Annotated in this window: 15 protein-coding genes and 1 pseudogene; 5 read left to right on the forward strand and 11 right to left on the reverse strand. The window is 73.1% G+C overall.

The window, feature by feature from the left end; all coding sequences use genetic code 11:
* Positions 1–59 precede the first annotated feature (59 nt).
* From dpgD to ACFWP2_RS32055, 8 genes are all read right to left on the reverse strand, one after another.
* Positions 60–860 (reverse strand): enoyl-CoA-hydratase DpgD, encoded by an 801-nt coding sequence (gene dpgD, locus ACFWP2_RS32020; RefSeq protein WP_380457997.1) that lies wholly within the window; start codon positions 858–860, stop codon positions 60–62.
* Complete coding sequence (locus ACFWP2_RS32025; RefSeq protein ID WP_380457999.1) at positions 860–2,299, reverse strand: aldehyde dehydrogenase family protein; 1,440 nt, start codon at positions 2,297–2,299, stop codon at positions 860–862. Before ACFWP2_RS32025 ends, dpgD begins: the two co-directional genes overlap by 1 nt.
* Before the next feature lie 14 nt (positions 2,300–2,313).
* A complete protein-coding gene (locus tag ACFWP2_RS32030; RefSeq protein ID WP_380458001.1) occupies positions 2,314–3,978 on the reverse strand; it encodes a thiamine pyrophosphate-binding protein in 1,665 nt (554 codons plus the stop codon).
* Positions 3,978–5,195 carry a (3,5-dihydroxyphenyl)acetyl-CoA 1,2-dioxygenase DpgC gene (gene dpgC / locus ACFWP2_RS32035; protein WP_380458003.1) on the reverse strand — a complete coding sequence of 406 codons (1,218 nt, stop codon included), beginning with the start codon at positions 5,193–5,195 and terminating at the stop codon, positions 3,978–3,980. Before dpgC ends, ACFWP2_RS32030 begins: the two co-directional genes overlap by 1 nt.
* A 148-nt stretch (positions 5,196–5,343) precedes the next feature.
* Positions 5,344–6,054, reverse strand: a complete 711-nt coding sequence (dpgB, locus tag ACFWP2_RS32040; RefSeq protein WP_380458005.1) for an enoyl-CoA-hydratase DpgB — start codon at positions 6,052–6,054, stop codon at positions 5,344–5,346.
* A gap of 47 nt (positions 6,055–6,101) precedes the next feature.
* Positions 6,102–7,232: a 3,5-dihydroxyphenylacetyl-CoA synthase DpgA gene (gene dpgA / locus ACFWP2_RS32045; RefSeq protein ID WP_380458007.1), complete on the reverse strand. Its 1,131-nt coding sequence runs from the start codon at positions 7,230–7,232 to the stop codon at positions 6,102–6,104.
* Positions 7,233–7,371: 139 nt separating this feature from the next.
* Positions 7,372–10,116, reverse strand: a complete 2,745-nt coding sequence (locus tag ACFWP2_RS32050) for an AAA family ATPase (protein ID WP_380458009.1) — start codon at positions 10,114–10,116, stop codon at positions 7,372–7,374.
* A gap of 82 nt (positions 10,117–10,198) precedes the next feature.
* Positions 10,199–12,016: a 2-isopropylmalate synthase gene (locus tag ACFWP2_RS32055; RefSeq protein WP_380458011.1), complete on the reverse strand. Its 1,818-nt coding sequence runs from the start codon at positions 12,014–12,016 to the stop codon at positions 10,199–10,201.
* Between the two features lie 514 nt (positions 12,017–12,530).
* Between ACFWP2_RS32055 and ACFWP2_RS32060 the strand changes: the two genes are divergently transcribed.
* The 5 genes from ACFWP2_RS32060 (at position 12,531) to ACFWP2_RS32080 (ending at position 17,968) form a co-directional block, all read left to right on the forward strand.
* On the forward strand, positions 12,531–13,625 hold the full coding sequence (locus ACFWP2_RS32060; protein WP_380458013.1) for a sensor histidine kinase: 1,095 nt from the start codon (positions 12,531–12,533) through the stop codon (positions 13,623–13,625).
* Complete coding sequence (locus ACFWP2_RS32065; protein ID WP_380458016.1) at positions 13,597–14,298, forward strand: response regulator; 702 nt, start codon at positions 13,597–13,599, stop codon at positions 14,296–14,298. The genes ACFWP2_RS32060 and ACFWP2_RS32065 overlap by 29 nt, the downstream gene beginning before the upstream one ends.
* Before the next feature lie 774 nt (positions 14,299–15,072).
* Complete coding sequence (locus ACFWP2_RS32070) at positions 15,073–16,002, forward strand: MBL fold metallo-hydrolase (RefSeq protein WP_380458018.1); 930 nt, start codon at positions 15,073–15,075, stop codon at positions 16,000–16,002.
* Between the two features lie 218 nt (positions 16,003–16,220).
* On the forward strand, positions 16,221–17,324 hold the full coding sequence (locus ACFWP2_RS32075; protein WP_380458020.1) for a sensor histidine kinase: 1,104 nt from the start codon (positions 16,221–16,223) through the stop codon (positions 17,322–17,324).
* Positions 17,321–17,968 carry a response regulator gene (locus tag ACFWP2_RS32080; protein ID WP_380458022.1) on the forward strand — a complete coding sequence of 216 codons (648 nt, stop codon included), beginning with the start codon at positions 17,321–17,323 and terminating at the stop codon, positions 17,966–17,968. Before ACFWP2_RS32075 ends, ACFWP2_RS32080 begins: the two co-directional genes overlap by 4 nt.
* Before the next feature lie 14 nt (positions 17,969–17,982).
* Here ACFWP2_RS32080 and ACFWP2_RS32085 read toward each other — a convergent pair whose 3' ends face one another.
* From ACFWP2_RS32085 to ACFWP2_RS32095, 3 genes and pseudogenes are all read right to left on the reverse strand, one after another.
* Entirely contained in the window at positions 17,983–18,885 is a 903-nt protein-coding gene (locus ACFWP2_RS32085) for a UbiA prenyltransferase family protein (RefSeq protein WP_380458024.1), read from the reverse strand.
* 92 nt (positions 18,886–18,977) lie between these two features.
* Positions 18,978–20,039 (reverse strand): 2-oxoacid:ferredoxin oxidoreductase subunit beta, encoded by a 1,062-nt coding sequence (locus ACFWP2_RS32090; RefSeq protein WP_380458026.1) that lies wholly within the window; start codon positions 20,037–20,039, stop codon positions 18,978–18,980.
* Positions 20,036–21,078 (reverse strand): annotated as a pseudogene (locus ACFWP2_RS32095) (2-oxoglutarate ferredoxin oxidoreductase subunit alpha); the annotation flags it as partial. The gene ACFWP2_RS32090 and the pseudogene ACFWP2_RS32095, both read right to left, overlap by 4 nt.

Here is a 21,078-nt window from a genome sequence, read left to right on the forward strand (position 1 = left end):
CCCGTACGACAGGAGGCCGCCACCGGATCCCCGGTGGCGGCCTCCTCGTCGTCGTCGCGTCAGGTGCCGGTCCACTCCGGTTCGCGCTTCTCCACGAAGGCCAGCGGGCCCTCCTCGGCGTCCCGGCTGTGCATCCGGCGCTCCTCCCAGACGTGGCGGGTGGCGAAGGACCGCTCCAGCGGCGTGGTGAGGGCCGCGGCCGCCGCCTCCTTGACCGCGCGCACGGACAGCGGGGCGCAGCGCAGGATGTCGCGCACCCAGCCGTCCACGCAGGCGTCCAGTTCCCCGGCCGGCACCACGTCGTTGACCAGCCCGTACTCCAGGGCGCGCCGGGCGGTCAGCCGGCGGCCCGTCATCAGGTGGCCCAGCGCGGCCCGGTAGGGCAGCTGCTGGGCCAGCCGGAACACACCGCCGGCGCCGGCGATCAGGCCGAGCTTCGCCTCGGGCAGCGCGAAGACGGCGTCCTCGGCGGCGACGATGACGTCGCAGGCCAGCGCCAGCTCGAAGCCGCCGCCCATGGCGAAGCCCTGGACCCGGGCCACCACCGGCTTGGCGAAGGCGAACCGCTCGGTGAGCCGGGGGAAGCCGGGCCTGCCCCGGCTGCCGAAGGTGGAGGTGGAGGTGCCGGCCTTGACCCGCTCGGCCAGTTCCTTGAGGTCCTGGCCGACCGAGAAGGCCCGCTCCCCGGCTCCGGCGAGCACCACCACCCAGACCTCGTCGTCGGCCTCGATCTCGTCCCAGATCGCGCGCAGTTCCTCGTGCATCCGCAGGTCCATCGCGTTGAGGACCTCGGGCCGGTCGAGGGTGACGTACCCGACCCGGCCCTTGCGCTCGTACCGCACCCGCGTCGTGTCGGCCATCAGAAGGGGTACCTCGCCGGGGTCTCGCGGACGGTCAGCCACTGCCACTGGGTGTACTCGTCCCAGCTGTGCTCGGAGCCGTGCCGGCTGCCGTTGCCGGAGGCGCCGCGGCCGCCGTGGGGCACATGGGCCTCGTCGTTGATGGTCTGGTCGTTGATGTGGACCATGCCGGTGCGCAGCCGGTCGGCGATCGCCCGTCCGCGTCGCACCGAGCCGGTCTGGACGGCGGCGGTGAGCCCGTACGCGGTGCGGTTGGCCAGTTCGACGGCCTCGTCGTCGTCGGCGACCACGGTGACGGGGGCGACCGGGCCGAAGACCTCCTCCGTGAAGGCGGGCATGTCGGCGGTGACTCCGGCCAGCACGGTCGGCTCGAAGTAGGGGCCGCGGCGGGCGCCGCCGGCCAGCACCACGGCGCCGGCCGCCACCGACGCGCGGACGATCCGTTCGACCCGGTCGAGCTGCCGCTCGCCGATGAGCGGGCCGAGGTCGACGTCCTCGCGGAAGGGGTCGCCGACGCGCAGCCGGCGGGCCTTCTCGGCGAGCAGTTCCAGGTACCGGTCGGCGACCGCGCGGTGCACCAGGTGGCGCCCGGCGGCCATGCAGATCTGGCCCTGGTGGAAGAACGAGCCCCAGGCCCCGGCCGAGGCCGCGGCGTCGAGGTCGGCGTCGTCGAGGACGATCAGGGCGTTGTTGCCGCCGAGTTCGAGCGAGACGCGCTTGAGCATGCCGCCGGCGACCGCGCCGATCCGGGTCCCGACCGCGCTGGAGCCGGTGAAGGCGATCATCGCCACGTCGGGGTGCCCGACGAGGGCCTCGCCCACCTCGGCGTCGCCGGGCAGGACGTGCAGCACGTCGGCGGGCAGGCCGGCCTCCTCGAAGAGCCGGGCGATCACCCGGCCGCCGGAGACCGGGGTGTGCACGTCGGGCTTGACCACCACGGCGTTGCCGAGGGCCAGCGCGGGGGCGACCGCGCGCATGGCCAGCACCAGCGGGACGTTCCAGGGGCTGATCACGCCGACCACCCCGAGCGGCACCCGGCGGCCGATGCTCTCCCGGCCCGGCTCGGCGGCCAGCAGGTGGCCGTTCGGGCGGGTGGGCAGCGCGGCGGCGGACCACAGCTCGTCGAGGACCGCGCCGACCTCGAACTCGGCCTTGCCGCGCACCGCGCCGCCCTCGCGGACCAGCAGCTCGGCGACCTCCGCGCGGTGGCGTTCCAGCGCGGCGGCGGCGCGGCGCAGCACGGCGGCGCGCTCGGTCGCCGGGGTCGCCGCCCAGCCGGGCTGGGCCCGCCCGGCGGCGGCCACGGCGGTGGGCACGTCCGCGGCGGCGGCCAGGGCGACCACGGCGATCGGGAGTCCGGTGGCGGGCTCGCGGACCTGGAGCTCGCCGCCGGACAGGGCCGGGTCGGGCCCGGCGTCCAGCTGAATGAGACCGCTCATCGCGGCCACCTCCCTCATCGGTGCGGAGTGTGCCCGGTGATGGGCACGTCGACCAGGAGCGGCCGGGTCGCGGACGCCGACTTGGCCACGATCTCGGTGAGTTCGTCGGGGTGGGAGACCCGGACGGCGTCGATGCCGAAGAACTCGGCGGCGGCCCGGAAGTCCAGCCGGTGGCGGCCGCTGTCCGGGCCGAAGGCCAGGTCCAGGCCGAGGTAGCGGCCGCGCCGGCTGGAGCTGCTGTCCCAGCCGTCCAGGGTCTCCTTGAGGGTGCGGTACTCGCCGTTGTTCATCACCACGAAGGTCACCGGCACGCCGTAGTGGCCGGCCGCCCACAGGCCCTGGAGCCCGAACATCGCGCAGCCGTCGCCGAGGACGGCGACCACCGGGCGGCTGTCGTCGCCCATCCGGCGGCCGACGGCGGCGCCGATGCCGGAGCCGAGGCCGCCGCCGACGGTGTGCACGTACGAGCCGGGGCGGTCCTGGCGGAGCACCTGGCGCAGCCGCAGGCCGGTGGTGATGGCCTCCTCGACCACCACGGCGTCCTCGGGCAGTCCGGCGGCCACGGCGTGCGCGGCGGCCAGCGGGTCGAGCGGGCCCGGGCCGTACGCGGCGAGCGCGGCGGCCTCGGTGGCGGCCCACCCGGCCTCGGCCCGCCGGCCGGCGGCGGCCGTCCGGGCGGCGGCCCGCGGGACGCGTCCGGCGAGTTCCTCCGCGAGGGCGGCCAGCGAGGGGCGCAGCGCGCCGTGCAGGCCCAGCCGGACGCCGAAGTTGCGGCCCAGTTCGGCCGGGTCGGCGTCCAGTTGGAGGACGGTGGTGGTCTCCGGGATCGGGGAGCCGGGGGTGTAGTGGTGGGCCATGAAGGCGTGGGTGCCGACGATCAGGACGGTGTCGTGCTCCGCCAGGGTCTCCCGGATCGCCGCGTGGGTGGCGACCAGCATGCCGCCGTACAGCGGGTGCGAGGTGGGGAAGTCCAGGTTGTCGTTCATCGGCTGATGGTACGTCACCGCGCCGAGCGCCTCGGCGACGGCGACCAGTTCGGCCACCGCCCCGTCGCGGCCGACCGCGTCGCCGGCCACGATGGCGGGGCGCTCGGCCGCGGCCAACAGCTCGGCGGCGGCGGCGAGTTCGGTGGCCGGGCCCTGCGGGGCCAGGGTGGAGCGGGCCGGCACCTCGACGTGGACGTCCTCGGTGAGCAGGTCCATCGGGATGGACAGGAACACCGGCCCGGCGGGGGCGCGACGGGCCGCGGCGAAGGCCCGGGTGAGCATCAGCGGCAGGTCGTGGGCGTGCTGGACGTCGAAGGTCTGCTTGACCGCCGCGGCGGCCAGGCCGATCAGGTCGCCCGAGAGCATCGGGTCGTAGGCCAGGTGGCGGCGGTCCTGCTGGCCCGCGGTGACCACCATCGGGGTGCGCGAGCGGCTGGCGTTGAGCAGCCCGACCAGGCCGTTGGCGAGGCCGGCCGCGATGTGCAGGCTGACGAAGGCGGTGCGGCCGGTGGCCCGGGCGTAGCCGTCCGCCATGGCCACCACCGAGCCCTCGTGGGCGCCGAGCACGTAGTCGATGTCCCCGGCGGCGCTGAGCGCGTCGGTGAACGGCAGTTCGCTGGTGCCCGGGTTGCCGAAGACGGTGGTGACGCCCTCGGCCCGGAGGATCTCCAGCATCGCCTCGACCGGGCGCATCAGGCGTCCTTCGGGCGGCGGGTCCAGGACGCGCCGACCTTGGCGATCACGTCCAGCCCGTACAGCCGCAGCGCCTGCTGGAGGGCGAACTCGGCGAGGTAGTGGCGGAAGGTCTCGACCGGCTCCTCGGCGTGGTTGAGCATGTGCCGGTTGGCGACCACCGCCGGACCGGCGAGCCGGGCCGCGGCGGCCTCCACGGCCGCGTCCATCGCCTGGGGCTCGACCACCTCGTGGAAGAGCGTGGCGGCGTCGGGCTCGCCGGCCCGGATCTTGCGCCCGCCGAGGATCACCTGGCGGGAGACCCGGCCGCCGGCGAGCCGGGTGAGGCGCAGGTTGCCGAGCCCGGGGACGATGCCCTCCTGGGCGGCCGGCAGGCAGAAGTAGCTGTCGGCGGCGGCGATCACGTGGTCGAAGACCATCAGCAGCTGCGCCCCGCCGCCGATCGCGAAGGTGTCCACGGCGGCCACCCAGGGCTTCTCCAGGGTGCGCTGCGGCCACGCGCGGTCCTCGTCGACCAGCAGGCCGCGGTAGATCTTGCTGATGTAGCCGATCTCGCGGCGCATCAGGAAGTCGGCGTACGAGATGGTGCCCTCGTGCAGCTCGGTGAGGTTGATCCCGGCGCTGAACACCCGGCGGCCCTGGTAGCGCGGGTGGGTCATCACCCCGCCGCGCAGCACGCCGACCTCGGTGGCCGGATCGAGCAGGGCGAGGTCCACCGCGGTCTCCATGTCCTCGACATGGGCGTTGGTCTCGGCGTTCAGGCAGTGGTCGTTGTGGACGGTCAGGTGGGCGGTGCCGTCGCGGCGCTCGATCCGGACCACGCCGAGGTCGACGCTGCCGGTGCGGCTGAACTCGGGGAGCAGTTCCAGCGCGCGCGGGGTGGGGCGCAGCATCGCGTCGATCAGGTGCCGGCCGCACTCGGGGTCGGCGAGGACGGCCTGGAGGAAGATGCCCTGGTCGATCTCCAGGCCCTCCTTGTCGGCCTGCCGCAGCCCGTGTTCGGCGGCCAGCCGCGCCTGGTCGGGCACCAGGCCGGGGTAGCGCTCCCCGGCCCGGCGCAGCAGCTCGTCCAGCCGCAGGTGGACGGTGCGCTCCTCGGTGAGCTCCTCGTACACCTGCCCGACGTGCTCCCGCAGGAAGCGCTGCCGGGACAGCCTGGCCTCCGGGGAGGTGTCCACGCTCCGGGTGGTGTCCAGGGTGAAGACTGGGACGGTCATGACAGCTGCTTCCCTCGGTGGTTCGGGTGCGGATCGGGTCGGGGACGGGTCGGCGTGCGGAGGCCGGCGTCGGGCGGTCGGGGCGGTTCGGGCGCTTGGGGCGCTTGGAGCGCTTGGAGCGCTTGGGGCGGTTCGGGCGCCGAACGGGTCAGGCGCGGTCGGCGACCTGGTGGCGGAGCGTCCGGTCGCAGGCGGCCAGGTGGGCGCCGAGCGACTCCTCGAACCCGGTGGCGACGGCGTCCAGCAGCAGCCGGCGGCGGATCGCCAGCTCCCCGCCGACCAGGCCGCCGAGCAGCCCGGCGACGTGCTCGACGGCGGCGCCGATCTCCGCGCGGTCGGTGACGACCCGGTCGAACAGGCCCAGCTCGGCCCCCTCCGCCGCGGTGACCTCCTCCCCGAACAGCACCAGGCGGCGGGCGCGGGCGACGCCCAGCTGCTGGACCAGGCGGTGGACGGCCATGCCCGGCCAGAGTCGGCCGGAGGTGACCGCCGGGCTCAGCCGGGTGTCCGCCGTGGCGATCCGGTGGTCGGCGGCCAGCAGCAGGTCCAGCGCCGGGCCCGAGCAGTCGCCGGACACGACCGCGAGGACGGCGGCCGGGGAGCGCTCCAGGCGGCGCAGCGCGCGCTCCCACTTGTTGACCAGGTGGATGCCGACCTCGCCGGGCCAGGCCTGCTCGCGGACGTCGGCCACCCCCTGGATGTGCAGCACGGCGAAGGCCGCCCGGTCGGCGTCCTCCAGCTCGTCGCAGACCTCGGCGATCTGGCCGACGGACTGCTCGGTCAGCGGCCCGGAGCAGTCGATCAGGAGGTGACGCCCGGTCGACTCGGTGCGCTCGGGAAGAAGTTCGCTGACGGACATGGGAATTCCTCTTTCGGAAAGTGCGGGCTGGGTCTGGTGCATTCCGGTCAGTACCGGACGAGAGCCGTCTCGATCGTCGATCCGGGGCCCATCGTCATGAAGACGCCGTGGTCGCCGGGCCGGACCTGGCCCTCGGCCATCAGCCGTTCGTAGGAGAACAGGAACGAGCCGCTGGAGAGGTTTCCGTAGTCCCGCAGCACCCCGGTGGTGTGCCGGACGTCGTACCGGGTCAGTCCGAGGTTGATCTGGACCGAGTCGATGACCTTCTTGCCCCCGGAGTGGACGATCCAGTGGGCGACGTCGCTGCGCCGCAGGCCGGTGTCCTCCAGCAGCCGGTCGACGACCCGCTCGGCGTGCGCGCCGACCACGTACGGCACGTCCCGGTCCAGGAAGAAGCTGAACTTGCCCTGGTCGTCGTCCCAGTCGTAGCGCATCGCGTCGACGGCCTCCGGGATGATCCGGCTGGAGAACTTGACGACGGTCGGGCCCTCGGCGCGGACGCCGCTGCCCGGGAGGTCCAGCAGGCCCTGCGGGTCGGCCATCAGGACCACCGCCGCGGCGCCGTCGCCGAACAGGCTGTTGACCACCGCGGTGCGCATCGTGCCGTCGAAGACGTAGGCCGCCGAGCAGGCCTCGACGCAGACCATCAGGGCCGGCCGCCCGGGGTTGGCGGCGGCCCAACCGGCCACCGCCGTCAGGCCGTTGAGCCCGGCGTTGCAGCCCATGCCGACCACGTCGAGCCGGCTGGTGCGGACGTCGAGGCCCAGCTCCTTGATCAGGTGCGCGGAGAGTCCGGGGGTGAGGAAACCGGTGGTGGTGACGCAGCAGATGTAGCCGATGTCGGAGAGGTCGAGGCCGGTGTTCGCCACGCACTCGCGCACCGCCCGCGCCCCCATCTCGACGGCCGTCGCGCGGTGCTTGCGGAGCAGTTCGCCCTGGGTCTCCATCCGCCGCTCGCCGTCCGGGCCCTCCGGCGGAAGGGTGAGGAACCGGCGCTCGATCGCACTGTTCATGAAGAGCGACCGAATGCGCTGGTCGGTTATCTTGAAAATGTCGAGAATATCGCTCTGCGCATAGGAATCCGGCGGATTCGCGGTGGCGATGCCGACGATCCGGGGCAGGGCCCTGTTCTGTTCCGCGAGCGGTGACACGTCCTTCTCTGACAAGGTCAGCGCCATGTCGCCCCCCTTTCTGGAAAATTCCGGCCATGGACGACTGACAGACGCATTCCAGCAGGGGCGGACCGACCCGAACACCCCGGTCCGCCCCTTAGGGCCCCCTGTCCGCGCGGGGCCCCCTGCCCCGCCCCTCCGGGGGTCAGCCGGCCCGGGTCAGCGAGCTCATCGCCGTGGGCAGGTCGACCCTGGAGCTGACCCGCAACTTCCGGTAGGCGCGGGTGAGGTGCTGCTCCACGGTGCTGACCGTCACGTACAGCCGCTTGGCGATCTCCCGGTTGGTGTAGCCGTGCGAGGCCAGCTCGGCGACCCTGCACTCGGCGTCACTGAGCAGCCCGTCGGCCGTGGCCGGGGCGCTCTCCCGGGCCGACTGGTCGCCGCCGCTCCAGCCGAACTCCACGCCCAGCAGGCGGGTCAGCGGCTGCGCCTGGCACTCCTCCGCGAGCATCCAGGCGCGGCGGGCGGTGAGCCTGGCCCGGCGCAGCTCGCCCATGTCGTGGTACGTCCTGGCCAGGTCGGCGAGCGCCCGGGCCAGCTCGTACCGGTCACCGGCCTCCTGGAGGATGTCCGCGGCCTTGCGCAGCGGGGCCGGGCGCTGGCGCAGGTCGCAGGTGGCCGCGAACTGACGCAGCGCCACCCCCTTCGCCCGCGGCGCGCCCTGGCCGAACATCGCGAGCTGCTCCTCCAGCAGGCGCCGGGCCTCCTCCCGGTCGCCCAGCTGGAGCATCGCCTCCGCGGCGTCACCGCGCCAGGCGATCAGGCCGGGCACGTCCAGCCCCCACCGGCCCATCAGGTCGCCGCAGGCCAGGAAGTCCGCGAGCGCCGCGTTCAGATGGCCGGTGGCCAGCCGGTAGCGGCCGCGGGCCTGGAGGTAGTGGAGGCCGTAGCGGCTCTGCAGCATCGCCTCCGGGACGGGCACGGTGAGCCGGTCGGCGGCCTCCTCGTAACGGCCCATCGCGGTCAGCGCGGTCAGCAGGCTGGCCAGCGAACCACCGACCGCCACGCCCCAGCCGCCGGCCGGGATGATCTCCAGCGCCTGCCGGGCGTGCCGCTCGGCGCCGGGCAGGTCGCCCTGCCGCAGGCTGATCTCGGCCCGGATGGTCGCCAGCCGCGCCTGGCGGCCCGGGGACTGGCGGGAGATCGCCTCCTCGATCAGGCCGTCGCACCAGGGCGCGGCCCGGTCCGCCCGCTCGCCGTAGGTCAGCGCGAGCAGCGCCGACTCGACGGTGTCCATCCCCATCTCGTCCAGCCGGGAGGTGCGCAGGATCCGCTCGGCCTCGGCGACCACCTGCTCGGACGGCCCCCGGCTGAGCACCGAGTCCAGCGCGGTGGCCGCCTCCAGCCGCCAGCCGTGCGCGGTGGACGGCCCCGGGAGCGGGCCCGGCTCCTCCTCGGCGGACGGCACGTAGTCCAGGAACGGCGCGTACCAGCAGCGCAGCCACGGACGGGTGGTCCGCAGCTCGGCCGCGGTCTCCGGGTCGTGCGGACCGTTCGCCAGGTCGAGCCTGGACAGCACGTCCCTGGCGTCCTCGAAACGGCCGTGCCACAGCAGGGCCTTGGCGAGCACCAGGCCGTCGCTGGGGCGCAGGTGGCCGCGGTGCAGGGCATCGGTGAGCTCGGCGAGGTGCGGCGTCGGGACGCTCGGGTTGATCCGCCACTCGGCGCGGACCAGGGCGGTCCTGATCCGGGCCAGCCGCGGCCCGTCCGCACAGACCCGGCACGCCAGCCGCAGGTACTCGACGGCCTGGCCGACCCGGCCCTCGGCCAGCGCCGCCATCGCGGCCTCCTCCAGCACCGGGACGGTCCAGGCCTCCTCGACCCGCCCCGAGGCCAGCAGGTGCTCGGCCGTCACCGCCGCCGCGGCCCCGCTCGCGTGCAGCAGCTCCGCGGCCCTGCCGTGCAGCTCGGACCTGCGCTCGGAGCCGGTGTCGTCGAGGACGGCGGCCCGCGCGGCCCGGTGCCGGAACCCGCCCTCGTCCAGCAGGCCGCACTCCGCCAGCTCGCGCAGTCCGCGCGCCGCCTCCGTGCCGTCCAGGCCGAGCAGCCGGCCGGCCCCGTCCGGGGCGCCGAGCACGGCGAGGGCCTGGGCGAGCGTCAGCAGCCCGGGGGCGCCGCGGTGCAGCAGGTCGCGCACCGCCCGCGCGTAGCCGTCGGCGACGGCCGGCCCGCCCCCGGCGGCGCCGGCCCGCGCCGCCGCGCGCTGGTCGTCGAGCAGGGCGGTGAGCAGCAGCGGGTTGCCGCCGCTGATCCGGTGGTACTCGGCGGCGAGCCGGTCGGCGGTCTCCCGGCCCAGGCGCTCGGCGACCAGCCGGTCCACCCCGCCGGGGGTGAGCAGCGGCAGGACCAGGCTGTGGCAGCCGGGGCGGCGCAGCAGCTCCTGGTGGAACTCGGCGGTGCGGTGGGCGGCCCGGCCGGAGCGGCCGAGCACGGCCATGATCCGGGAGCGGCCCAGCCGGCGGGTCAGGTGGGAGAGGCAGGCCAGCGAGTCCGGGTCGGCGTGCTGGACGTCGTCCACCACCAGCGCGATCGGCTGCCGCTCGGCCAGGTCGAGCAGCAGTGCGCCGAGCTCCCGGGCGGCCGACTGCCGCCCCTCCGCGCCGGCGGCGGCCAGCTCGCGGACGGCGGCCCGCCGCTCGGCCGGCACCGGCGCCCCGCGCAGCAGCTGGCCCAGCACGCCGAGCGGCAGGCCGGCCTCGTCCGCCGATCCCACCGCGGTCAGCGTCAGCACGCCCGCCTCGGCCGCCTGCTCGACGAACTCGTCCAGCAGCGCGCTCGTACCGGCGGCCGCCGGGCCGTCCACCACGGCGATCCGTCCCCTGCCCCCGACCGCCTCGGCCAGCAGACCGGCCAGGAAGGCCAGTTGCTCATCGCGTTCGACCAGCATCATTGCTCTGACTCTCTTCTCGTACGTTCATCGGGAGGGGGGACCGGCTCGGTGCTCGGCCCTACCGGGTGGTGTTCGACGGTGTTCAGGGGTGCTCGACGGAGGCCGGGCCGGGGCCCGGGACGCGGGCCCCGGCGGGCTCGGCCCAGGCCGGTCGTCCGGCGCGGCCCTGCTCGGCCAGGTCGGGGCCGGCCGGGTCGGGGCCGCCCGGCTCGCGTCCGGCCGGGCCGCGTTCGGCCCGGGCGGCGGCGGCCCGGATCGCGGAGAACGCGGCGGCGTGCAGGCCGGGGCCGCGGCCGAAGCCCCAGGCCGGCCCGTCGGGGAAGACGCAGCGCGCGTAGACGGCGGCCGCCCGCCCCGCGTCCGGCGACTTGCCCTCGGGCCCGGTGTGCCGGACCTCCCGGACCTCGACGCCCCACGGCGCCAGGGTCGCGCCGAGGCTGTCCACCTCCCGCGCGCGGACCGCGCCGTCCGCGCTGGCGGGGCCGGCGCCGTCGATGAACAGGTCGGTGAGGACCGGCGCGTGGCGGACGGCGAGCGGCTTGGTGTCGTCCGCGGTGGAGCGGTACTCCTGCTCGAAGAGCCGGCCGATCCGGTCGGGGGAGATCTCGGCGCCGGCGGCTTCGACGGCCGACTGCACCACGCGGGCGAACTCGATCTGCAGCCCGCGCGGCAGGTCCAGGCCGTGCCGGGCGCTCATGACGTAGGCCACGCCGCCCTTGCCGGACTGGCTGTTCACCCGGACCACCGCCTCGTAGCCGCGGCCGAGGTCCTGGGGGTCGATCGGCAGGTACGGCATCCGCCAGGCGCGGTCGCGCGGGCTCTCGCCGGCGGCGCGGGCCTCGGCCTCCAGCGCGGCGAACCCCTTCTTGATGGCGTCCTGGTGCGAGCCGGAGAAGGCGGTGTGGACCAGTTCGCCGCCGTAGGGGTGGCGGGGCGGGACCGGCAGCCCGGAGCAGTGCTCGACGGTCCGGCGGATCCGGTCGAGGTCGGAGAAGTCGATACCCGGGTCGATGCCCTGGGTCAGCAGGTTGAGGCCGAGGGTGACCAGGCAGACGTTGCCGGCCCGTTCCCCGCCGCCGAACAGGCAGCCCTCGACCCGCCGTGCCCCGGCCAGCAGGGCCAGCTCGGTGGCGGCCACCCCGGTGCCCCGGTCGTTGTGCGGGTGGACCGAGAGGCAGCGGTGCTCGCGGCGGGAGAGGTTGCGGTCCAGCCACTCGATCTGGTCGGCGAACACGTTCGGCATGGAACGTTCCACCGTGGCAGGGAGGTTCAGCACGATCTCGCGGCCCGGTCCGGGCTCCCAGAGGTCCATCACCGCCTCGCAGACCTCGACCGCGAACTCCGGCTCGGTCTCGTTGAACAGCTCCGGGGAGTACTGGTAGCCCACCTCGCAGCCCGCCAGCATCCGCTCGGTGTGCCGCATCATCGAGCGGGTGCCGCGCAGGGCGAGGTCGACGCACTCCTGCCGGCTGATCCCGAGGACGAGGTCGCGGAAGAGCGGCGCGGTCGCGTTGTACACGTGGACGGTGGCGCTGCGGGCGCCGCGCAGGCTCTCCACGGTCCGTTCGATCAGCTCGTCGCGGGCCGGCACCAGCACCGAGATGCGGACGTCGTCGGGGATCCGGTCCTGTTCGATCAGCATCCTGACGAAGTCGTGCTCGTCCTGGCTCGCGACCGGGAAGCCGACCTCGATCTCCCGGTACCCCAGGTCCACCAGGAGGTCGAACATGGCGAGCTTGCGGGCCGGCGTCATCGGGCGGGCCAGCGCCTGGTTCCCGTCCCGCAGGTCCGTGGAGAGCCAGCGCGGCGGCGCCGTGAGGGTCCGGTCCGGCCAGGTGCGGTCGGGCAGGGTCATCGGAACGAACGCCTGGTAGCGCCCGGACAGCTGGTCGGCCTTCACGGTCTGGTTCCTCACAACTGTTCTTGTTGCGGACATGCAGGAAGTACTGTTGTTGTTGCGGACATGCGGGAAGTACCCGGTCGAAAGCGGACGCCCCGTCACCGTCACGCTAGAGAGCCGCCGGAGCCGCGGACAACGGTCCAAGGTCCGCAGTCGGCCCAAACACACCGGAGGGATCACCGGGGGGTATCGAAGGGAGTAGTGGCCGGTCCACCCCGGGGCCACTCCCCCACCACGGCCGGTGCCACCCGCGGCGCGCCCGGGCACCGCCCCGGCGACGACCGCCCGGCGGAGCGGATCGCGGAGCGCCGCCCAATTCGTCCTCGACCCCACCATTCCGACCGGACCGTTGACTTAGTCGAGTTGGTTGAAGATTCGAGCACGCTCGACCGGTGAGGGAGTCGTTAAGGGGTCATGTTGACGCCCTCGAATTTCCACCACGTTCTGGTATCTTGACCCCGCTTGGCCAAGGCGACACGGGGGCCGGCACGTGACCGGTTTGGAGAAGGCAGCCTTGACGACTCGCCAACAGGTGGCGGACCTGATCGAACAACGCACGCCCGAGATACTCGAGGCCTACGAGACCGAACTGCGGGCGGCCGACAGCGTCATCGCGCAGCACCCGGTCTCCCTGAGCCAGGCCCTGGCCAACGCCACGCAGATCGTCGCCGACGTGGTCAACAGCCTGCGCGCGGGGCAGGTCGAGGTGGACCAGAGGTACAAGCTGCTGGCCTGGGACATCGGCGCGACGCGGGCGGCGAACGGCGTCCACCCCCGGGAGTCCGTCCAGGCCTCCTCGGTCCTCTTCCACGCCGCGCTCTCCACCATCTTCGGCCTCCTCCCCCAGGGGAACCGGCAGGTCGACACCTTCACCCTGATCACCCTGGCGCTGCAGCGCAGCATCACCCTGCGCATCCGCGAGTCGGTGGCCGCGTACACCGGGTTACTCGTCGACAAGATCCACGAGGCCCAGCTCGACGAGCGGCGCCGGATCGCCCGCGAGCTCCACGACCGGATCGGGTACGGGATGAGCGTGACCCACCGCCAGCTGGAGCTCTACCGGATGTACCTGGACAAGCAGCCGGACCGGGCGAGCGTCAAGCTGGCCACCGCCCAGCAGGCCATCCAGGAGTCGATGCACCACCTGCGCGCGGTCACCTCCGACCTGCACACCCACCAGCCGCCGAGGAGTCTGGAGACGGCGCTGCTCAACGACCTGGAGTCGCTGGGGGCCGAGGACGTCTCGGTCCGGCTCCGGGTGAACGGGAACGAGGCCTGGGCCTCGCCGGAAGCCCTCGACGAGGTGTTCCTGATCCTCCGTGAAGGCGTCCGCAACGCCCTGCGCCACGCCCGGGCCTCCGTGCTGCTGGTGAACGTCGAGATCACCCCCGGCGAGCTCCGGGCCTCGGTGGAGGACGACGGCTGCGGCCTGCCGCAGGAGCGGCCGGCCGACGCCGGGGTCGGGCTGTCCTCGATGCGCGAACGGGCCGAGCTGCTCGGCGGCCGGCTGCTGGTCAACGGCCGTCCGAGCAACGGCACCAGGGTGGATCTCTCGATACCTCTCAAAGGACGGCTCCTCGATGAACCCGCGCGACGCCAGAGCTGCTGACCCCGTGGCCGCCGCCACCCGCGTCGCCCTGGTCGACGACCACGCGCTGGTCCGCGAGGGGGTGCGCGAGATCCTGGAGTCGCAGGACGACATGATGGTGGTGAGCGAGGCCGCCACCAGCGGCGACGCCATCGCCCAGGTCGCCCGGCACCGGCCGGACGTCGTCCTGCTGGACGTCGAACTCCCCGACGGCGAACCCACCGACACGGTGACGAGGATGCGGGCGCTGTCGCCGGACTCGCAGATCATCATGCTGTCCATGTACGACGGCCCGCAGCTGCTGCGGCGGCTCATCAACGCCGGCATCCGGGGCTACCTGCTGAAGAGCGTGTGCGGCGAGGAGCTGCTCGCGGCGATCCGCAGCGTCCACCGCGGCTCGGACCGGATGGTCCTGGCCGTCTCCCGCGACAGCCTGGCCCAGATGCAGGGCATCACGGAGAACGTGCTGTCGGCCCGGGAGCTGGAGATCCTGGAGCTGGTCGCACGGGCGCTGAGCAACGGCCAGATCTCCACCCGGCTGGTGATCTCCGAGGCCACCGTCAAGCGCCACCTGCGCAACATCTTCGCCAAGCTGGGCGCGGTCTCCCGGATCGACGCGGTCAACAAGGCGATCGCCGCCGCGCTGATCTCCCCTCCGCACGACCAGACGCACCACCGCTACCGCGCGGGCTGAACCGCACACCGGCGTCCCGGTCCGGCCCGCACAGCGCGCCGGGCGCCACCCCCTCCCCTGCCGCCCCGCACCCATCCGCCCACCGCCCGCCCCGACGTCCCGGCGCCTCCGTCGCGATCGGGCCCGGGCACCAGCCTCGCCGCGGTCGGCCGGGGCCTCAACCCCTGCCGACCACCTACCGCCCCTGCCCGCGGCACCCCGACCCTGGCGAGGTCGCGGCACCCCGACCCGGGCGGGGTCAAGGCAGCCCCCCCGACGGGCAAAGCCCGTGCCAACGCGCGGAATTCACCGGACCGACGGTTTCGGCACCGGCTTCGGGCCGGTCGGCGGATTCGATTCATCGACCCAAGACGAATTCGGCCGGGAGGACTTGGGTCATTTCTTTCGTTCGTTAAGTTCGGACCGAAATCTGTCCCCTCCGGTCCGCCACGCATCGCTTTCCGTTTCGCCGATCGGACTCGCGAACGCCCCCTCGCTGATGACGTGGCATCAGACTTTCGCACCGTCAGAGTCCCTCTCGCGGAGCGGCGGAGGGGCCGGCGGCCCGGATCGCCCGTCCGCCGGAGGAGGTGATCGAGACCGCAGGGAGTCCGGCCACCACGAGGTCGGCCTCGACGAGCCGCCGCGCCGGCACCCCGGCCCCTCCCCTTCAGCCCCGCGGCACCGGAAGTTGACGAAGCACCACGTGGTCGGCGGTTCGCCGCCGCGGCATGTGACCGCCGCCGCAGTCGCGGAACGTTGAATGTGGGTGGCAATCCGTCTACGGTGATCGACGTGGTCGAAGACGCGCCGTACCCGCAGCAGTCAGCCCCGTCCCCGACCGCCGCGGAGGCGGAGAGGGGCGAGCGGCTCCGCCGTATCTCCCCCACCCGCACCCTCGAATTCGGTGAGCACCGGCTGACCTATCTCCCGGACGGATTCGTCCAGTTGATTCCACGTGCCTGGTTCCCGGAGACCGGCGGTGGCGACTGGCAGCGGCACGGCGAGCACCTCGACCGGGACGGCTACCTGGTCGCCTCGGTCGGCAGCCTCCTGGTCGAACACCGGGGTCGGGCGCTGCTGATCGACACCGGCTACGGGCCGCGCCGCACGGCGCCGGCCGACAGCTACCCCTTCCTCGGTGCGGAGGAGGGCGGACGGCTGCCGGCGGGCCTGGCCGCGCACGGCCTGGCTCCCGAGGCCGTCGACACCGTGGCGTTCACCCATCTCCACGAGGACCACGTGGGCTGGGCCTTCGCCCCCGACAGCACCGGATCGGGGCTGCTCTTCGGCTCCGCACGGTTCGTCACCTCCGCGACGGAGTGGCGTGGTTGGCACGGTGCGCCGTCCGCCGCCGCCGCTCGTCACCTACAGCAGAACGCGGTCGGCGCGTCGGACGGCCAGGAGATCTTCCCGGGCGTCCGGGCCTGGAACACTCCCGGCCACACGCTCGGCCACACCTCGTACATCATCTCGTCCGGCGGGCGACGGCTCGTCGTCATCGGTGACGCCCTGCACAGCGCCGTGCAGGTGGAGCGTCCGGAGTGGCGGGTCCTGGTGGACTCCGCCCGGGACGTCTCGGTGGACTCCCGGCTGCGGATCCTCCGGGAGCTGTCCGCTCCGGACACGCTGGGCTTCGGCGGTCACTTCGCCGACGTACTGTTCGGCCGCGTGGTCACGGACGGTTCGCACCGCCGGTGGGAGGCACTCGACTCCGGAGAGTGACGGTGACGGAGCATGACTCCGCAACTACTCTCCGAAGTCATCCGCCCTCAGAGGTGGTTCGTCCGCGATCGGAGCGGACGCCCCCAGTCGTCAAATGCCCGTATCCGTTACACCCAGTTGACAGACAGCGACGTCATTGTGCATATGATCGACGCTGCATGGTCGGTCGTGGCCGGGGCAAGCGGAGCGTCGGTCGTGGACGAATGGGGGGAAGCAGAATGGTTGCCAAGGTCTCGACATCCGATCCCTGCGGGCTGGAGAAGGTCGTCGACTCGGCCATCGCGGCCTACGCGGAGGCACTGCGCTCCGCCGGCAGTCTCCTGGTCCTCGAGGAGACCGTGTGGCCGGAGTGCGAGCAGCAGGCGCGTGAGATCATCGCCGACTGCATCAGGGCCATCCACGGTCCCCGCGCCGAACTCCCCGAACAATTCGACGCCGAGTTCTCGTCGTTGGAGCTCGGCGCCCGTCGCGCGCTCCAGCACATCCCCGCCATGGAGTCGCTCCGGGCCGCCCAGATCCTCACCGACGTCGTCCTCGACGCACTGCCGGAACTGATGGCCTGCCTGCCGGACGACGTGGCACTCGTCCGGACGCGGCGTGCCGTGCGGGCCCTGCACCAGAGCGTCCACAGCCGGGTCCAGGCCGCCCTGATCGGCTACGACGCCTTCCTGATGCGCGGGGTCAACCGGATCAACTCCGCCGAGCGGGCCCGGCTGGCCCGGGAGATCCACGACCGGATCGGCAGCAGCCTCGGCCTGGCCATGCGCCTCCTCGAACTCCACGAGGCGGAGGCGGACGACCCGGAACCCGGTCCCGCCCGGATCGAGGAGGCCAAGGCCGCACTCCAGGACACCTTCGGGTTCGTCCGCGAGCTGGTGAACGGTCTGCGCGCGCCGCGCAGCCGCACCAGCTTCCACAAGCGGCTGCTGGACTACGTCGAACTGTCCTGCCCGACCGGGACGGTGGTGGACATCCACGTCGAGGGAGGCACCGCGGAGCTGACCGCGCTCCAGCACGACGAGGTCTTCCTGATCATCCGGGAATGCCTGCGCAACGCCTACCGGCATTCGGGTGCCACCCGCATCGACGTCGAGGTGAACCTCGGCGAGGGCGTGCTCGACACCCGGGTCACCGACAACGGCAAGGGCATCGACCTGTCCGCGGCGAAGTTCCAGAGCGGCAACGGCATGGTCTCCATGCGCGAGCGGACCACCGCCATGGGCGGCACCCTGTCGGTCTCCAACATCAACGGAAGGGGCACCAGAATCGAGTTCCGAATACCGTTGCCGGCGGTCGACCGATCCGGTGAATACATTTCATGAGTGAAACCCAGGTCCGCGTCCTCGCGGCCGACGACCACGTCCTGCTCCGAACCGCCCTGTGCAACCTGCTGACCCGTGAGTCCGACATCACCGTGGTGGGCGAGGCGGGCGACGGCCCGATGACCGTCCAGCGGGCGATCGAACTGCGGCCCGACGTCATCCTGCTCGACCTGGAGATGCCCGGACCGGGCCCGATCGAGACCGTGCGGCAGCTCAGGACCGCCGTCCCGGACACCCGCGTCGTCGTCCTGACCATGCACGACGACGGTGATCTCGTCCACGCCCTGCTCTCCGAGGGAGCCTTCGGCTACCTCCACAAGTCGGCCACCCGGGAGGTGCTGCTCGCCGCGGTGCGCAGCGCCGTCGCCGGGGGCACCACCCTGTTCACCCCGCAGCGGACCACCGCTCCCCGACCGCCGCTCCCGGCCGATCCGTCCGAGGCGCAGAACCTCCTCACCTCGCGCGAGCTGGAGGTGCTCACCTGTGTGGCCGAGGCCATGAGCAACCGGCAGATCGGGCGCCGGCTCGGCATCACCGAGGGCACGGTCAAGCGACACCTGCGGAACATCTTCGCCAAGCTGGAAGCGACCACCCGGCTCGACGCCGTCAACAAGGCCCAGTCCGCGCGACTGATCGGTCGGTGAGCAGCGGATCGGAATCACTTCCCGACGAGCAGACCGAGGGCCAGGCCCGCGTTCGCCGCGTACTGGGTGACCATGAACGCCCGGTACGGGCCGCGGGCCTGGTCCGTGTCCGGCCACAGGCAGCGCACCGCGACCCAGCCGGCCCCGAGGGCCAGCGGCAACGCGCCGGCCAGCAGCCCGGGTTCGGTGCGCAGCCCGAGCAGCAGCCCGGCCGTCCCCAGGGCGACGGCCGAGACCGCGGCGAACAGCCGGGCCGCCCGCTCGCCGTACACCACGGCGATGGTGCGGCGGCCCGCCTCCCGGTCACCGGCGATGTCGCCGAGATCCTTGGTGACGGCGCCCACGAACCCCATCCACAGGGCCAGCAGGCCGCAGAACATCAGCGGCCCCTCCGCGATCGCGCCGCCGGCGGAGACCGCGCCCGACAGGTAGCTGGAGGCCCCCATCGTGATCACCGCGGCCGCGCTGGTCGCGGTGCGCCGCTTCGCGGCCAGCGGCGGCACTGAGTAGGCGTACCCCAGGAAGAGGGAGAGCACGATGAACCAGAACTCCCCCGGCACCAGGATCGACAGCCCCAGGGCGGCACCGGACAGGACCCACACCCCGGCGACCGCCGTCCGGACGGGCAGGGCACCGCGGGCGATCGGGCGCCGCGAGCCGTTCGCCCGGTCCTCGGCGATGTCCATCACGCCGTTCAGCAGGTAGGCCGCCATGACCGCGCAGGTCATGGCCAGCCCACCGAGCAGGACGCCGCTCCCCGACCAGTCGTCGGCGCCGACCACCCCGCAGACGACACCCACCAGGAACCGCATCAGGAAGACGACCTGGACGACCGGTCGGGACTCGACCAGGCAGTGGCGGGCCACCGACAGGAGGGACCGGTCGGCGGGAGCGGTGGTGAGCGGTTGTGCGGTCATGACACGGACCTCGGGGTCGTGGGGGTGAGGGCTCCGGACCGAGCCCTCACCCGCGACGGTCGCCGGCGCGTGCGTCCTGGTCGCTTGGCTCATCAGGAGGCCTGAACCGTCCAGGTGTCCTTGCCCGTGAGCAGTGTAGCCAGGTCGCCTTCGCCGTGCTGGTCGGTGGCGGTGGTCAGCTGGTCCGTCATCAGCTCGTCGTAGACCGGGCGTCGGACGCTGCGCAGGACGCCGATCGGGGTGTGGTGGAGGGTGTCGGCGTCGGCGATGCGGGAGAGCGCGAAGGCGGTGGTCGGGTTGGCCGTGTGGGCGTCGTGGACCAGCACCTGGGCCTCGTTGCCGGCGGTGACCGGGGCGGTGAACAGCTCGCCGTCCGGGCCGCGGAAGACACCGCTGGCCAGATCGGCCCCGAAACGGATCGGCTTGCCGTGCTCCAGGCGGACCAGCGCCTCGTCCCGGCTGCCCGGGTCCTTCAGGACCTCGAACGCGCCGTCGTTGAAGATGTTGCAGTTCTGGTAGATCTCCACCAGCGCCGTGCCCTCGTGCTCCGCGGCCGCCCGCAGCACCGACTGGAGGTGCTGACGGTCGGAGTCGATCGTGCGCGCCACGAAGCTCGCCTCCGCACCGATCGCCAGCGACAGCGGGTTGAACGGCGCGTCCAGCGACCCCATCGGCGTCGACTTCGTGACCTTGCCGACCTCGCTGGTGGGCGAGTACTGCCCCTTCGTCAGCCCGTAGATACGGTTGTTGAACAGCAGGATCTTCAGGTTGACGTTCCGCCGCAGCGCGTGGATCAGGTGGTTGCCGCCGATCGACAGCGCGTCGCCGTCACCGGTGACCACCCACACGCTCAGGTCCCGCCGCGCGGTGGCCAGCCCCGTCGCGATCGCCGGCGCCCGACCGTGGATCGAGTGCACCCCGTAGGTGTTCATGTAGTACGGGAACCGCGACGAGCAGCCGATCCCCGACACGAAGACGGTGTTCTCACGCTTGATGCCGAGTTCGGGCATGAAGGACTGGACGGCGGCGAGGATCGCGTAGTCGCCGCAGCCGGGGCACCAGCGTGCCTCCTGGTCGGTCTTGAAGTCGCGGGCGCTCTGCGGCGCATCGGCCTTGGGCACCAGGCGCAGTGAAGGGAAGGCGTGCTCGGTCATCGGTGGTCCTCCTCGTCCAGGGTGCCGATCGCGGCCCACAGCACATCCGCCAACTGCGCCGCCTTGAACGGCAGACCGCGGACCTGGTTGTACGACTCCGCGTCCACCAGGTACTTCGCCCGCAACAACAACGCCAGCTGCCCCAGGTTCATCTCCGGCACGATCACCTTCTCGTAACTGCGCAGCAGCTGGCCGAGGTTGGCGGGGAAGGGGTTGAGGTTGCGCAGGTGGGCCTGGGCGATCTCGCCGCCGTCGGCGCGTACCCGGCGCACGGCCGCGGTGATCGGTCCGTAGGTGGAGCCCCAGCCCAGGACCAGGACGCGGGCGTCGCCGGTGGGGTCGTCGACCTCGACCGGCTTGACGGTGATGCCGTCGATCTTGGCCTGGCGGGTGCGGACCATGAAGTCGTGGTTGGCGGGGTCGTAGGAGATGTTGCCGGTGCCGTCCTGCTTCTCGATCCCGCCGATGCGGTGTTCCAGGCCGGGTGTTCCGGGCACCGCCCACGGCCGGGCGAGCGTGCGCGGATCGCGCAGGTACGGCCAGAACGCGCCGTCCTCCCGGTTGGGCCCGGCCGCGAAGTCCGGGTCGATCCGCGGCAGTTCACCGACCTCCGGGATCCGCCACGGCTCCGAGCCGTTCGCCAGGTAGCCGTCGGAGAGCAGGAACACCGGCGTGCGGTAGGTGACCGCGATACGGGCCGCCTCCAGCGCCGCGTCGAAGCACTCCGCCGGCGTGGCCGGAGCCACGATCGGCACCGGCGCCTCACCGTTGCGCCCGAACATCGCCTGCAGCAGGTCCGCCTGCTCCGTCTTCGTCGGCAACCCCGTCGACGGCCCGCCGCGCTGGATGTCCACCACCAGCAGCGGCAGCTCCAGCGACACCGCCAGCCCGATCGTCTCCGACTTCAACGCCACACCCGGCCCCGACGTCGTCGTCACCCCCAACGCCCCGCCGAACGCCGCCCCCAGCGCCGCACCGATCCCCGCGATCTCGTCCTCCGCCTGGAAGGTCCGCACCCCGAAGTTCTTGTGCCGGCTCA

This window comes from Kitasatospora sp. NPDC058444, from assembly GCF_042721415.1.
In the GTDB taxonomy this organism is placed as follows: Bacteria; Actinomycetota; Actinomycetes; order Streptomycetales; family Streptomycetaceae; genus Kitasatospora.